The sequence below is a fragment of the Streptomyces sp. NPDC002018 genome, from assembly GCF_042890865.1.
Taxonomy (GTDB): domain Bacteria; phylum Actinomycetota; class Actinomycetes; order Streptomycetales; family Streptomycetaceae; genus Streptomyces.
In genome coordinates, this window is the sequence record NZ_JBIASO010000004.1 from 246,127 (window position 1) to 260,259 (window position 14,133).

Here is a 14,133-nt window from a genome sequence, read left to right on the forward strand (position 1 = left end):
ACGGCCTCCCAGATCGCATGGCTGCGAGCGGTGTCGGGAAGTGACGACATCAGCGAGAGCCTGCACCATGCCAGCCCGGACCTCGCCACCCATATCCAGGCACTTTGCAGTGCCGAGGCGCCACGAGGCAGAGACGTACAGCGAGCTGTGCTCTCCGTGGCCCGTTACCTGCTGCGGGCGAGGAGCCGGCCCACCCCCTTCGGCTTGTTCGCCGGGGTGACCACGACCGCGCTCAACGGACCTGCGCGCGCCGAGTGGGGGGCTGGGCATTCCGTGACGGCACGCGCGTCTGCCGAATGGCTGACGGCGATCGTGGCACGCCTGGAGGGCTGCCCCCCACTGCTGGAGCGCCTTCCTGTGATGGCCAACGACACCCTGATGACCCGCGGGGACCGGCTGATCGTTCCGTATCAGCCGAACGTCCAGGAGCAGCGGACGCGGGCTGTGGAGGCTTCGCTGCCGCTGACCGATCCGGTGGCCGCAGTGCTCACCGCGGCGCGAACCCCGGTGCCCTTTGGTGCCGTCGCGGCGAAGCTCCTGGCGGACTTTCCAGCGGCGGGCCCGGAGAAGGCCGCGAAGCTGATCACTGAACTCATCTCGTACCGCGTTCTGATCACGAGTCTCAGGGCGCCGGCCACCGAGCCCGATGCCCTGGGCTTTCTACTGACCCGACTCGCTGCCGTGGCCGCCGACAGCGTGGCCTCGATCGCTGGACTTGTCCGCGAACTGCGGGCGATCCACGCCAGCCTGACGAAGTGCTCGGCCCGCTCGGACCGGGAAGCCGTGGCCACGCGGATGCGAGCCCAAGTGCCCGGCCTTCGGCGACACCCGCTCGCGGTCGACTTGCGGCTGGACGCTGCGGTCTCCCTCCCTCCGGCGGTCGCCAGCGAAGTCGAGAGTGCGGCCCTGGCTCTGGCACGTGTGAGTCCGGCTCCGTACGGAACCGAAGCGTGGAAGGCATATCACCAGCGGTTCTATGAGAAGTTCGGCATCGGATCGATGGTGCCACTGCGGGACGTAGTGGCGGACAGCGGAATCGGCTACCCCGACGGCTACCCGGGGGTGACCGGTGAGCGTCGCCCCCGGATTTCGGAACGCGATGAAGCCCTCGTTCGGCTGGCGCAGCGCGCCGCGCTCGACGGCCACGACGAGGTGGTCCTGGACGAGGCCATGATTGCGGCCTTGGAGCGAGGGCCCGAGCAGGTCCGCGTACCGCCGCACCTGGAGGTCGGCGTCAGCGTGCACGCGGCCGGCACAGAGGACTTGGAGCGCGGGGACTTCCGGCTGGAAGTCGTGAGCGTGTCCCGCGGGGCCGGTGTCAGCGTCGGACGGTTCCTCGGAGTGCTGGGACCGGCGGAGCGCACGGCACTCGTCGCGGAGCTGGCCGACCTGCCGACCGCCGACGACAACACCCGGGCCGCACAGATCTCCTTCCCTCCACTACTGCCGGAGAGCGCCCACGTCACCCGGACCCCGCAGGTGCTTTCCCTCGTCATCAGTCTGGAGGAGCACCGCGACGCCGCAGAGGACGTACTGACCGTCGAAGACCTGGCGGTCGGTTGCGACGGTCGCCGGATGTACCTCGCCGCCCCGGAACGCGGCCACCGAGTTGAGGCCGTGGGAATGCACGCGCTGAACCTGCGCACCCACACCCCGCCCCTGGTCCGCCTCCTGACCGAGCTGGGGCGTGCCCAGTGCGCCCAGGTGACGACGTTCGACTGGGGCGCGGCTCGCACCATGCCGTTCCTGCCCCGCCTGCGGTACGGACGGACCATCCTGTCCCCGGCGCGGTGGCGGCTGGAAGCGGCCGACCTTCCCGGGCGCGCTTGTCCGTGGGCGGAGTGGGACGATGCCTTGACGGCCTGGCGGACCAGCCGACGCTTGCCCGCGCGGGTGGCTCTGGTCGAGGACGACCGGCGCCTGGTGCTCGACCTCGACCACACCGGCCACCGCGCGCTGCTCCGGAACCATCTGGACCGCAGAGCGCTGGCGGTCCTTACAGAAAATGGGAGGCCCGGAGCGCTCGGCTGGTGCGGGGGCCGACCGCACGAAGTCGTCGTGCCGCTCAAAGCCGTCGAGCCGCCTGCCTGGCCTCGCCTTCCCGCGCCCACAACGGCACGGACCATCAGCCGCGACCAGGTGCAGACCCCGGCCGCGTCAACGGTGCTGCTCGCCAATCTGTATGGAGACGTGCGCCGACAGGACGCGATCCTGACGAAGCACCTGCCCGAACTACTCGAACGACTCGGCCACCCGGCGTGGTGGTTCATCCGTTTCCGCGACCCCGACCAGCATCTGCGCGTACGCATTGCCCTGCCGCACGAGAACGCCTTCGACAAGACGGCTCGCACGGTGAGCACCTGGGCTGACGAACTGCGTAACGTCGGCCTGCTGGCGGATCTGCGCTACCCCACGTCCTTCCGCGAGATGGGGCGCTGGGGGTCCGGCGCGGCCTGGGAGGCGGCCGAGGAGGTCTTCCGTACAGACTCGCGCGTGATTCTGACCCAGCTCTCTCAGCCGCAGCGCCCGCACCAGCGCTCGCTGGTCGTCGCCCACACCGTCGCCATCACCACGGCGTTCCTCGGCAGCACTCAGGCCGGGATGCGCTGGCTGATCGACCACATTCCGGCCGGCGCCCCCGAGCCGGTTCCCCGCCCGCAGTTCACCGAGGCCGTACGGCTTGCCGACCCCGGCGACAGTTGGGCGGCGCTGCGAGGAGAGGCCGGCGGGAAGAGCATCGTGTCGGCCTGGTCCGCCCGCGACGAGGCCCTCGCCACCTATCGGTCGCACCTGCCGGGGCCGGACACCCAGGGCATCGCCGTCGACGACGTCCTGACCTCCCTGCTGCATGTCCACTTCGTGCGCGCCGTCGCCGTGAACTTCCCTGAGGAAGCGATCTGTCTCTACCTCGCGCGTGCCGCAGCCCTGGCCTGGACCGGGAGGACATTTTGACCGCGCACCCGGCCCTCGCCTTGGTCGACGCCGTCGCCGACCGCCTCACCCACCCCGACACGGCACCCATCGGGCCCCGGGCTACGGATTGGCGCCGGCAGTCCCTCGCCCATGGTCTTCCCGGCATCGCCCTGCTGCACATCGAACGGGCCGCGCTCGACCTGGGCCCATGGCAGCGTGCTCACGACTGGCTTGCCGCCGCCTCTCGGACACCGTTCACCAGCGGGGCCGACAGCCACCTCTTCTACGGGGCTCCCGCCTTCGCTCACGCCCTCGCCTGCGCGGCCGACCACCTTCCTGGCTCCTACCAGCGCGCCCTGGACCTCTTGGACAGGCAGATGGCCGCGGATGTCTGTCGCCGACTCGGGGCCGCGCACCGCCGCATCGACGCGGGACACCTCCCGGCCCTGGCCGAGTTCGACGCGATCCGCGGTCTGTCCGGCTACGGCGCCTACCTCCTGCGCCGAAACCCCGGCAGCACCGCCCTACGGACCGTCCTGGACTACTGCGTGCGCCTCACCGAACCCATCTCCCACGACGGCGAGCCCCGGCCGGGCTGGTGGACCGGCACAGGACCCTCGGGTCGCCCGGACGGCCGATTCCCTGGTGGACACGCCAACAACGGTATGGCACACGGCATCGGCTCCATCCTCGCGCTGCTGTCCCTCGCTGCCCGGCACGGCACCCTCGTGGACGGCCACCATGAGGCAGTGCGCACGATCCTGGCGTGGCTGGACCGCTGGCAGGAGGAGACCGGCCCCGCCTGGCCGTACTGGGTCACCCAGGAGGAACTACGCACCGGCCGGGCCGATCCGTCCGCCCCGCGCCGCCCGTCGTGGTGTTACGGCACCGCCGGCCTGGCGCGCGCCCGGCAACTCGCCGCGCTCGCCCTTGGTGACACCGCAGGCCAAGTCGACGCGGAGAAAGCCCTTGTGGCCGCCCTTACCGACTCCGCCCAGCTCACCGCAACCACTGACATGGGCCTGTGTCATGGCTTTGCCGGGCTCGCCCACGTCGTCGAGCGTGTGGCTGCCGACGCCCATCCGTCCACGATCGGGCAGCTCCGGGGCGTGATCCCTGTGCTCCTGGCCACCGTCCACCCTCCGAGTACCGACCCCGTGACAGCCACCACGGGACTCCTAGAGGACGGGGGCCCGGGTCTGCTCGACGGCGCCGCCGGAATCGCTCTGGCCCTGCTCGCCCCCAGCACCGCCGCGCCGCCCCGATCCGCCTGGGACGCCTGCCTGCTCATCGCTTGACGACCACCGACCGAAGGACGCGGGATGCCCCCCAACGGCTGGCACCAGCACAACATCGTCTTCCCCGAACGCAGGACCGCCCAGGAGGTCATTGCCGAACGCCTCGGCCCGGCCCTGTTCGCTGCGGAGGCCGAAGGGCAGCTCACCGGCTGGTGGTTCATGAACAAGCAGCCATGGCCGCTGCGGTATCGCAGCGACGGTCCGGCCTCGCATATCGTCGAAGGGCTGCTCAACGACCTCGTCGACGAAGGCAAGGTCGTGGAATGGCTGTCCGGCATCTACGAGCCGGAGACGACCGCCTTTGGCGGCGAAGCAGCCATGGACGCCGCGCACGATCTCTTCCACCACGACAGCCGCCACCTGCTCACCCAGCCCGGCGGGGGGAGCCTGGGCCGCCGGGAGACAGCCGTCCTCATGGTGAGCGCGATGATGCGCGCCGCCGGTTTGGACTGGTTCGAGCAGGGCGACGTCTGGGCGAAGTACGCAGCCCTCCGACCAGCCGGCCAACCGCTCGCCCCCAAGCGCGCCGCTGCCTTGGCCTCCGCGATGCGCAAGTTGATGACCACCGACGCCCGCAGTCTGTGCAGGCCCGGCGGCCCGCTCGACGGACACAGCGAATGGGTGGCCGCCTTCGAGCGCGTCGGCGCGACGCTCGCCTCCCTCGCCACCCGTGGGCGCCTCACCCGCGGTCTGCGCGCCGTCCTCGCGCACCACCTGATCTTTCACGCCAACCGTGCCGGCCTCCCCCGGGACGACCAGCACGCCATGTCCCACATCGCACGAGAGGTAGTCATGGGATCGAGTGACAACACCGCGCCAGCGGCCGGAGAAACCCCCGAGACCGATAGCGTCAGCGCGGTGAACACCGACACGATCGCCACCCCCGAGGCCGACGCCGAACAACTCCGCAACGCTCTGGTTGACCAGATCCAGAAAGAAGGGCACGCCCTCGCGCCTGCCGTCGAGACGGCGCTGCGCACCGTCCCCCGCCACACCTTCGTGCCCGAGGCGTCGCTCGGGGACGCCTACGCCAACGCGCCGGTGAACATCAAGTACGACACCGACGGCACCTCGATCTCCTGCGCCTCCCAGCCTGGCGTTGTCGCCCTCATGCTGGACCAGCTCGAAGCCCAGCCCGGCGAGCGCATCCTCGAACTCGGTGCCGGCACCGGCTACAACGCCGCTCTCCTCGCCCACCTCGTAGGCGAGAGCGGACACGTCACCACCATCGACGTCGACGACGACCTCGTGGAGGGCACCCGCGCGCACCTCGCCGCCGCTGGCATTACCAACGTGGAGGCGCTGACCCGTGACGGGGCCGTCGGTCACGCTGAGGGAGCACCGTACGACCGGATCATCGCCACCGTCGGTGCCCACGGCATCCCGCACGCCTGGCTCGACCAGCTCGCCCCCGGCGGCCGACTTGTGGTTCCCCAGCGACTCAAGGGCAGCGTGTCCCGATCCATCGTCTACGAGTGCCGCGACGGCCGATGGGTTTCCCTCGGCAGTGAGATGAACACGTTCATGCCTCTGCGGCGTGGCATCGCCGACGACGACCGTCGCGTCGTCCCGCTGAGCACGGACGGCGCCGTACGGCTCCAAGCTCCCGCCGGGCAGTACATCGATGCCGACGCCCTGGTCGGCGTCCTGAACCAGCCGCGCACCGAGGAGTGGACCGGCATGACGGTTCGCGCCATGGAGTCGCCGGAGTGGATGGAACTGTTCGTCTCCTGCAGTCTGCCGTCCGGTTTGATCCGGATGCTGTTCCCGCAGGCCGCAAAGGGAACACTGCTCACAGAGGACCCATACCCCTCGTCGACCGCGGTGGTCGACAAGGGCGCCGTCACCTATCTCGCCCGACGCCTGTCGGAGAAGAAGACGCCCGAAGGCGGGAAGCTGTGGGAGTTCGGCGTTATCGGTCACGGGCACGGCAGCGACGAGCTGACCAGCCAAGTCGCCGATGCGATCCGCACCTGGGACCGCGAATACCGCAACCGCGAAGCCACGTTTGAACTGCAGCCCCTCGACGCCGCCCCTGTTGAGATCGTCCCCGGCCGCTTCACACTCGACACCCCGCTGAATCGCGTCGTCGTCAACTGGCAGTGACACCGATCGGCTCGTGAGAAGACGGTGCCCGTCGGCCAGGCCGACGGGCACCGCCCGCTCGTCACGCCGTCCACCAGCGTCGTCCCCCGAGGAAACTCATGGACCCGCACGGCCCTATAGCGAAGCGTTTCCCACTCGTCGCCCGTTTCCGCCCCGCCTGCCTGCCGCTGCCCGCGCGTGTGCGCGCTCTGGTCGACCTGGCCGGCACGGCGGGAGCGAAAGGCGACCAGGTACTGGGCTCGGCCGTCTACAACCAGGCCGCGCTCGTCGCCTCCGACCTCGGGCTTCCCGGCCTTGCCCGCGAGATGTGCCACCAGCACGCCGACGCCTACCTCGACGCCTGCCCGCTACCCGGAATGAGCGCGATCCGCGGCCTCGAACCAATAGTCAACCTTGCCCGCCTGCAGATTCGGGCCGGCCACACCGACGACGGCCGCCAGCGACTCCTCGATCTGTACGAAGCGGTCGACACCGGAACAGCCGCGCAGTTCGAAGGCATCACTGTCCCCGCCAACCTCACCGCGACTGCAGAAGACCGCCAGAAGGTACGCGCGTGGCTGTGGCGCGTGCTTCTTGCTGACGGCACCCGCACCCTTACCGCCACCGGCCGATGGGCCGAAGCCCTCCGCCACATCGAGCAACACCGTGGCGTAGGCCAGCGCATGCTTGACGGCCGCCAAGTCGCCGTGCTTGCCGCAATGACTACCGGCCACATGGAACGTGCCGAACACCTTCTCGCCGAGACGACACCCGGCGACCCGTGGGAGCAAGCCGTTACCGCCTGCCTGACTGCCCTATGCCACTGTGCTGCGAAGAAGTTGGTCAAGCACCAGGTGTCAGACCTCGTGAGTCACTATCTCGGACGGGGCGTCGAACCTGGCATGAACGTCTTCGACGCCCGGCTCGGCCTCACCGTCCTGGACGTCATCGGTTCCGCCGAGAACCCAGCCGCGCGGCGAGTCGTCGCTGAGTTGCACCGCCGGACGACGGAAGCGAACGACGGCCACGCCGCCCGCGAGAGCCTGGCTCACCCTCTGTTCACCGCTCTCGCCTCGAACCGGGAGACACAGGACTGCCGTGAACTCGTCCTCGCCTGCGCCCTCGGGGCGGCGGCCTTTCCCGACGAGTTGTACGACGAGCTGCATGCCGCTCTGCACGTCAGCGACCGTGTCATCCGGGACAGCGTTGCATCCTTCGGGCAGTGAAGGTGTTTCGGAATTACCTCAGCCCCCGCAGCAACCGGGCGGAGTAACGGGGACCTCGATAGCTTGCGGCAAGACCCGCTGTTTTGGCCGTGGACGCGAGGACGGGACGGCCGGGGGGCTTGTTATTCCGGCGGGCTGGTGGGCTGGGTGCCCGGCTCGTTGTCGGGTGCCCAGCTAACGATGGTGAGTTGCCAGTCGGGAAGGGCGCCGGGGCGGAGGACGTGGCTGACGACTTCGACGATGTCGGGGCCCAGGGCGGGTATGACCATGCGGTGGTGTGCTCCGTCGCGGCTGCCTGACATGGCGCTGCTGGATATCCAGATCGCGTCGCAGTCCGGGGCGCGGCGCACTTCCTTGATCAGCCGGGCAAGGTCGATGTCGTGCGGATGGCGGGCGCTGGCGAGGCGGAGCATGGCGATGTACTCGGCTGCGTGCTGATGCCAGTCGACGTACTGGGTGTGGCCTTCCTCGGTGAGCAGGGCCCAGCGCATGAAATTCGCGTCGGGCTGCTGTACCCAGGGCCACCAGGAGGCCATGGCGTCGTTGAAGCCGACGATGTTCCAGACGGAGTCGGTGACGAAGGCGGGCAGGGGCATCTGCCGGTCGAGTAGCAGTTGGACTGCTCGGCGTGTGGGGTCGTCGGCGCGCGGTGCTGGAATGGTGGGCAGATCACCGTCAAGGGCATAGAGATGCAGGGCGGCGCGCTCGTCGCGGCCCAGGAGCAGTACTTGCGCGAGGGCGTCGATGACCGGCCGGTCGAGCTTCGGCCTGGCTCCGCTTTCGAGCGCCTGGTACCAGCGCAGTCCGCGATGACCTAGGCCGGCCACCACTTCTTCTTGGGACATCGGCCGCCCCAGCCCCCGCTTTTCCCCGGCGGCGGCACGCCAGGCGCGCAGTAGGCCGGCCAGGCCCATGAGCTGACCTGGGGTGAGCGGCTCTTCGTCGGGCCCAGGCATGGGGACTCCTCCGTGTTCGTCGCACGGCGTCGCAACTGGGCCGACTGTGAGAACAGGCCCTGATGTCTCTAAATCGACATTATCAAGCGTGCGCGTGGACTGCCTGGCGCCAGCGGCCCGGGTGGGGATGGTCGGTGTGCGCTCGGTGCCACCGATCTGTGCAGCGTTCAACCTTCTGTGGGGTCGGGATCAGGGCGAAGGGATTTAAGGAGGACGAAACCGGCCGCACTTTTTTGCGGCTCCGATTCACCCGCAAAACTTTGCGGGATAGGAATTCGGAGAGGGAATCTTGATCCAGCCCCCAAATGGCTGCTCCATGCGGGCCCGGAAGTGCTGGTGTTTCCGGTTGGTTGGGGAGTAAACGCCTTTGCTTGCAAGGGGGTTAAGGGGTCGTGATGGGTTGGTGTCGATGCCGCACTCGCTCATCTGAGGTCGTATTGACCGTTTTGCATTCTCATTGACGTGGACGGTTGGTGGGGCTTAAATCTCAGAGGGTGTTTCACGTCTGCAGGCAGGAATCGCCTCGCAGGGGGGAGGGGTAATGCGAGCGGTGACCTGGACGGCCGTTGCGCTGTGGGAGATGGACACCGGATGTCGCGGGCGCGCGTGCGATGTGGCCGACATTTCCTCTTGCCTTGTCTGCCGATGGTCTTCCCCAAGTCCACGGACTGTCGCCCATCGCTTAGCAGACGCTGAGCCCCCACCAAGGTGGCCAATGCTTCGCCAGCTAGCTGCCTGGCGAATCGGGCCAGAGAGACGGAAAGAAGAGCCGCCACCGGGAGCGCCGGCGGGCCCCACGGTGTACCTCTCTGTCCAGGTCGCTTGCCGGACTCGCCAGCCTCCGCAGCCACACGGTGCCCGGCTGCGCCGGGCGGCACCGCTTTCGATGAATCGTTAGCAATTCCGGTGAAAACTAAGGACTTTGACGCTGTGTCGGTAAGGGGGTGCAGCGAAGTGGCGTTACTTCAGAGGAGTCTGGCATGCCGACCGCCCCGTGCAAAGGGCCGAACGTCCCAACCTGCCTCATACAGAGGCGCGGTCGGCCTATTTCCGCGGCTTGTGGGCGATGTGCGCGCGGTGCCTGGGAAGGGGGTGGATCTTTGCCGAGCGCGTGCATATGGTGCTGGTCGCTCGACGGACGACCCGCCGCAGCTCTGACCGAATGACGAGGGGGAGAACGGGATGAACGCCCTACCGCCACGCATGGCCGCCAGTCACAGGAGCCGCGCCGCGCCAGGCCGGGGCTGAAATGAGACCGGCGCCCGGGAGCTACCAACTCCTGGGCGCCGGACCGGTGTCCGAAGAGCACCGATTCACAACTACGCGGGCGGCTGGGCTTTTCCACGAGAACAGCCGCACCGCGCTCCTACAAATCACGGAGTATTGCATGCCCGTCATACTGAGCGGAACCCCAGCCTGCCCGAACAACGCCGACCGCCGGCGCCGCCTCGCCCTCCAGCTTGCCGACATGATCCCCGGCGCGGCCACCGTCCGCGTGAGCCTCCGGGACCCCCAGGTGGTCTGGCCGCACCCGCACGCCCGCGTCTGGGACGCGGAGGGGCAGCCGATTGAACTCAGCCGCACGAAGGCCACGGTCGCGGCCCGCTGGATTGTGCGGGTGTGGCCGGATGCCGACTGGACCCGGCCCCACACCCTCGACCTCGCCTCGGCGGTCCTCACCCGCAGCGATTCCGCCGCCTCTCGTCGGGGGCGCTGAGATGGCACGGATACGGACCATTAAGCCGGAGGCGTTCTTCTCCGAGTCGCTCGCCGAGGTGAGCGTCGAGGCGGAGCGCACCTTCTTCGGCCTGCTCACCCAGGCCGATGACCATGGCCGTCACCGGGACAACGCGGCGATCATCGCCGGGCTGCTCTGGCCGCTGCGCGCCGAGCACACCTCGGTGCACGTTGAGGACGACCTCCAGCAGCTCGCCAACGCGGGACTGGTCTGCCGGTACACCGGCTGCGACGGCCGCCGCTACCTCCATGTCGTGACCTGGTCCGAGCATCAGAAGATCGACAAGCCCAGCCAGTCCCGGCTGTCCTCGTGCCCGCAGCACCAGACAGCCGACCGGTGCGGTGCCTGCAAGGACACCTGCGCCAGGCACACCGAGGTGTCGCCCGCGCCTCTCGGAGGGCTCGCCGAGGCTTCGCCGAACACTCCCCGAGCCCTCGATCTGCCCGCACAGCCCGCACGGACGCCCCCCGCACCGCGAGGCGGGCCCCCGGCCGCCCAGTGGGACGCCCCTGTCAGCCTCGACGGCACCCCTGACCACAGTGGCGAGAAAACCCCAGGTCAGACGGCACTCGACGAGGACTCCCCGAAGGCTCCCCGAAATGTCGGGGAGGGCTCGGCGCCTGGATCTAGGATCTTGGATCCTGGATCTTCTTTCCCTACGGGGCGCACAGCGCCCGATGCCACCGTCTCGGCGAAGGAACTGGTCGGCGAGTACGTCGCCTCGTGCCAGGAGCGCCCGCCGGGCGACGTGATCGGGCACCTCGGGCGGATTACCAAGAAGCTCCTCGGCGAGGGCATCGCCCCCGAGCACGTCCGCGCCGGACTCAAGCGCTTCACGGACATCCAGGGCCACCCCAGTCGCCTGCCGAGCCTGGTCAACGACGCCATGAACGCTCCCGCCGCCGGTTTTGCGCGGCCGGGATCGCGGTCTACCGTGCCCGCTCACCAGGCGTGGACCACCCCGGTCGATGCCGCCGCTTACGCCGAGGAGCTGTGATGCGCACCCGTACCCGCGACCCGCAGACCCTCGGCGCCGGGGGTGCCCTGGACCGGATGGCCCGGATCCTGGCCTCCCGGAACATCGCCCCGGCAGCCGTCGTCGCCTTGGCCGACGAGCCCGAGCGCGTCTCCGCCCTTGATGCCCTGTCGGCGGGGATGCCCCCGCGCTACCGGGGTGCGGTGGCCGACCACCCCCAGGTCCTGGACTGGATCCGCGACGTCGCCCGCCAGGCCGTCGCCCCGAGCCGGGGAGCACGTCGGCAGCTGACCACCGGCCCGAGCTTGCTGATGGCCGGGGTGGTCGGCGCGGGCAAGACCCACCAGGCGTACGGCGCGGTCCGCGCCCTTGCCGGGGCCGGCATCGGGGTGCGGTGGCGCGCGGTCACCGCCGCGGACCTGTACGCGGAACTCCGCCCCCGGCCCGGGACGGACAGCGAGCGGGAGCTGGCGGTGGTTAGCCGGTGTCCGCTGCTGATCCTCGACGACCTCGGCGCTGCCAAGGCCAGCGACTGGACCGAGGAGATCACCTACCGGCTGGTCAACCGCCGGTACAACCACATGCTCCCCACGCTGGTCACCACCAACCTGGGTATCGGGGATCTGCGCGCCTATCTCGGCGACCGGGTCGCCTCCCGGCTCGCGCAGATGACCGCCCGGGTGGAGTTCGAGCCGGTGGACCGCAGACGCCTCCGCGCCGCCGCCTGACCCAGCAGGCCGCCGCCGCGCCTGCCCCGTGCGCCCTCGGCGCACCCCGAGTACCTCCCGACCCAGTGCACTCCTCCGCCGACGCCCCGTGCGCGCGGAGAGCGATCGGAGCAACCCCGCATGAGCACCACGACGAACGGCCCGGCCCGCCACCGCTCGCTCGGCGACCAGACCTGGCAGGACCAGGCCGTCTGCCAGAGCACGGAGTACCACCCGGTGGATCCGGAGATCTTCTTCCCCGAGCCGGACGAGATGGACCGTATCCGCGCCGCGAAGGCACTGTGCCGCCAGTGCCCGGTCCAGCGCACCTGCCTGGACGCCGCCCTGGAGAACAACGACGCCCACGGCATCCGAGGCGGCATGACCGAAGAAGAACGCGCGCCGCTGCACGCGAAGCTCGCCACCCGCCTCGACTACAGCCGGGTCAACGCCACCCTCGCCGGACGCGACATCCACCTCACCCATGCCGAACGCCGCGCGGTCATCCACGCCGCCTACCGCCACGGCCTCACCGAGCAGCACCTGGCCCGGCTGCTGAAGGTCACCGAGGAATACGCCAAGAAGCAGTACCGCGAGATCCGCCGTGCTCTGCGCAACCGCGATGTGGAGCAGAGCCGGGAGAACCCTCCGCCTCCCGAGGCCGACGGCAAGCGTCTCCGCCGGGACGACTTCGGGACGGCGGCGTGACCAGCACCACAGCGCCGATACCGGCACACATCACCGGCTGGGACCGCGCTGCCATCGTGGCCCTGGGCGCGGCAGGCTGCGCCCTGTCGTACGACGCCCTCCAGCAGATGGCCGTCGCGATCCACGTGCGGGGCCCGCTGACTTACCTTTTCCCTCTGGTGATCGACGGGTTCATCGCCTACGGCGTACGGGCCTTGCTCGTCCTGCGCACCGCCCCGCTGCGGGCCCGCGCGTACGTATGGCTCCTGTTCGGCACGGCCACCACCGCGAGCATCTGGGCCAACGCGTTGCACGCGGTCCGCCTCAACCAGCAGACGGCCTTCGCCAACGCGCTGCGCCTCGGTGACACGGTGGTTGCCGTCCTGTCCACTCTCGCGCCGCTGGCCCTGGCCGGAGCCGTCCACCTCTACATCCTCATCGCCCGGGGGCCGGTCAAGGACAGTGATCGCCCTGACCGCGATGACCTCGCTCAGGGCGGTCACTCCGGTCAGGCTGAGCGCGTCGCGGTCACTTGGACTGACCGGGCCGGTCAGCAGCAGCCGCTGCCCGGTCAGTTCGGCGCCGGAGAGCCGGTGACCGCGCTGACCGGGCGGCCCCGGCTGTCGCTGGACAAGCAGACTCCGGACACCCGGACACTGGCCCGGGACGGTGTCCCGGCGGGTGCCGCCCGCCGGGACACCGGTCACCGTGACCGGGGACCCGAGGCCGCTGACCTGGTCGGACAGCCGGACACCTTCCCGGCGGTCAGTGACCGGCCAACCACCACCGATCCGGTCCCCGGCCATCGGGACAGCCTTCCGCCGGTCACTGACCGGCCGGTCACTCCGCCGCCGGTCAGTGACCAGGACAGCCGGACGGCCAGTGACCGGCGGTCAGACCCGGACACCGAGGAGCTGCTGGAGATCGCCCGGTCGGCGGTCAGGGCCGAGGACAAGCTGACCCGGAAGGTGGTCGCGCAGGCGATCCGCGGTCAGCAGATCCCGCTGTCCAGCGACACGCTGACCGCCCTGATGGTCCAGCTCCGCAAGCAGCACGGACAGCCGGTCACCTCCTCCCGGGACTGACCGGACCCCACAGGAGTGGGTGACCATGCCGGAAGTTCTCGACCGGTCACCCGCCCCCAGACACGAGCCCCAAGACTTTCTGAAGCGAACCGGAGAGCACCATCATGCGCACGAACCCCACTACTGCGGCTGAGGTGGACTCCTGGCTCGCTGTCCTGCACCAGCGCGGCTACCTCCACCATGCCGAATCCGCTACCGACGGCACGTGGACCGTGCAGCGCCATTCACACGGCGGCCCGTGGACTCTGCACCACCCGGTCCTGGCCATGGACTGGATCGAGGACATCCTGCGCGACGTCCACCAGCAGGACACGGGGACAGGCCGTTGAGCGCCAACGACCCGGCGGCCACTGCCTCCGAACCTTCGCGTGAGTCAAAGGCGGCTCCTGGCGGAGCAAGTTGTCGCATACGACGGTCCTACGGCCCGTCGCACGCACTTGCCCCCGCCCAGGAGGGCGGGGG

11 protein-coding genes are annotated in these 14,133 nt (G+C 69.6%); 10 read left to right on the plus strand and 1 reads right to left on the minus strand.

Translation table 11 applies throughout. The features are described from left to right. Window positions 1-12: 12 nt before the first annotated feature. The 4 genes from ACFYYH_RS08650 (at window position 13) to ACFYYH_RS08665 (ending at window position 7,522) form a co-directional block, all read left to right on the plus strand. A complete protein-coding gene (locus ACFYYH_RS08650) occupies window positions 13-2,952 on the plus strand; it encodes a lantibiotic dehydratase (RefSeq protein ID WP_388548110.1) in 2,940 nt (979 codons plus the stop codon). Then, a complete protein-coding gene (locus ACFYYH_RS08655) occupies window positions 2,949-4,211 on the plus strand; it encodes a lanthionine synthetase C family protein (RefSeq protein WP_388547697.1) in 1,263 nt (420 codons plus the stop codon). The genes ACFYYH_RS08650 and ACFYYH_RS08655 overlap by 4 nt, the downstream gene beginning before the upstream one ends. Window positions 4,212-4,235: 24 nt before the next feature. After that, window positions 4,236-6,317 carry a methyltransferase, FxLD system gene (gene fxlM, locus ACFYYH_RS08660; protein ID WP_388547699.1) on the plus strand — a complete coding sequence of 694 codons (2,082 nt, stop codon included), beginning with the start codon at window positions 4,236-4,238 and terminating at the stop codon, window positions 6,315-6,317. A 98-nt stretch (window positions 6,318-6,415) separates the two neighbouring features. Continuing rightward, a complete protein-coding gene (locus ACFYYH_RS08665; RefSeq protein WP_388547701.1) occupies window positions 6,416-7,522 on the plus strand; it encodes a hypothetical protein in 1,107 nt (368 codons plus the stop codon). Between the two features lie 122 nt (window positions 7,523-7,644). Here the strand turns inward: ACFYYH_RS08665 and ACFYYH_RS08670 are convergent, their stop codons facing one another. Further along, on the minus strand, window positions 7,645-8,367 hold the full coding sequence (locus tag ACFYYH_RS08670) for a helix-turn-helix transcriptional regulator (RefSeq protein WP_388547703.1): 723 nt from the start codon (window positions 8,365-8,367) through the stop codon (window positions 7,645-7,647). Window positions 8,368-9,865: 1,498 nt separating this feature from the next. Here ACFYYH_RS08670 and ACFYYH_RS08675 point away from each other — a divergent pair. The 6 genes from ACFYYH_RS08675 (at window position 9,866) to ACFYYH_RS08700 (ending at window position 14,000) form a co-directional block, all read left to right on the plus strand. Continuing rightward, window positions 9,866-10,195, plus strand: coding sequence for a transcriptional regulator (locus tag ACFYYH_RS08675; RefSeq protein WP_388547706.1), 330 nt, complete (start codon window positions 9,866-9,868; stop codon window positions 10,193-10,195). Between the two features lies 1 nt (window position 10,196). Further along, window positions 10,197-11,213 carry a hypothetical protein gene (locus tag ACFYYH_RS08680; RefSeq protein ID WP_388547708.1) on the plus strand — a complete coding sequence of 339 codons (1,017 nt, stop codon included), beginning with the start codon at window positions 10,197-10,199 and terminating at the stop codon, window positions 11,211-11,213. After that, entirely contained in the window at window positions 11,213-11,920 is a 708-nt protein-coding gene (locus ACFYYH_RS08685) for an ATP-binding protein (protein ID WP_388547710.1), read from the plus strand. Before ACFYYH_RS08680 ends, ACFYYH_RS08685 begins: the two co-directional genes overlap by 1 nt. A 120-nt stretch (window positions 11,921-12,040) precedes the next feature. After that, the gene (locus tag ACFYYH_RS08690) at window positions 12,041-12,607 is read left to right on the plus strand and encodes a WhiB family transcriptional regulator (RefSeq protein WP_388547712.1); all 567 of its coding nucleotides are present in this window, start codon (window positions 12,041-12,043) and stop codon (window positions 12,605-12,607) included. After that, window positions 12,604-13,671 (plus strand): DUF2637 domain-containing protein, encoded by a 1,068-nt coding sequence (locus ACFYYH_RS08695; protein ID WP_388547715.1) that lies wholly within the window; start codon window positions 12,604-12,606, stop codon window positions 13,669-13,671. The genes ACFYYH_RS08690 and ACFYYH_RS08695 overlap by 4 nt, the downstream gene beginning before the upstream one ends. Before the next feature lie 104 nt (window positions 13,672-13,775). Continuing rightward, window positions 13,776-14,000: a hypothetical protein gene (locus tag ACFYYH_RS08700; RefSeq protein ID WP_388547717.1), complete on the plus strand. Its 225-nt coding sequence runs from the start codon at window positions 13,776-13,778 to the stop codon at window positions 13,998-14,000. The last annotated feature ends 133 nt before the right edge of the window (window positions 14,001-14,133 follow it).